Origin of the sequence: Xenorhabdus thuongxuanensis (genome assembly GCF_001908095.1) — a bacterium.
Lineage (GTDB): Bacteria > Pseudomonadota > Gammaproteobacteria > Enterobacterales > Enterobacteriaceae > Xenorhabdus > Xenorhabdus thuongxuanensis.
Window position 1 is genome coordinate 1 of the sequence record NZ_MKGR01000103.1, and the last position, 680, is coordinate 680.

The 680-nt window shown below is 41.0% G+C and carries 1 protein-coding gene; it reads right to left on the reverse strand.

Annotated features, from left to right (window positions below):
- Positions 1–118: 118 nt before the first annotated feature.
- Entirely contained in the window at positions 119–574 is a 456-nt protein-coding gene (gene tnpA / locus Xentx_RS18240; protein WP_074021889.1) for an IS200/IS605 family transposase, read from the reverse strand.
- Between the last annotated feature and the right edge of the window lie 106 nt (positions 575–680).

Sequence of the window (680 nt, forward strand, 5' to 3'; positions counted from 1 at the left end):
AATCAGAACCACCCGCATAGCGGGTGGTTTGCTCTAGCCCTATAAGGGCATGTTACCGACTGCGCCTAAATGACGCGGCTTTCTCTTCGTTCAAGCTAAGTGTCTTTGCTTCTTTGGCTTACCCCTTGAAGGGGTCGTTATACTCTCGTGTACTTAATTTATCCTGAAGTAAATCTGACTTTTCTTGCTCTCTGATATATTTACGGATTGTAGCTTCATTCAGCCCCACTGTGCTAACGTAGTAGCCTTCCGACCAAAACTTCCGGTTGCCAAATTTGTATTTTAAATTGGCATGTTTATCAAATATCATCAACGAGCTTTTACCTTTTAAGTACCCCATAAAACTGGAAACACTTATTTTCGGGGGGATACTCACGAGCATATGAACATGATCTGGCATTAAATGCCCTTCGATTATTTCGACTCCTTTGTACTTGCAAAGGTTTCGTAGGATCTCACCTATACTTGAACGGATACTATTGAAGATGACTTTTCGTCTATATTTCGGCGAAAAGACGATATGGTATTTACACAGCCACTTTGTATGCGCTGAGCTTTGTGCTTTAATTCCCATAAACACCTTTCCTTATTTAAGTTACGTATATTAGCTTGAACATCTATATCGTAACGGAAAGGTGTTTTTCTTGGTATAACCCTTGAACTCCACCCGCATAGCGGGT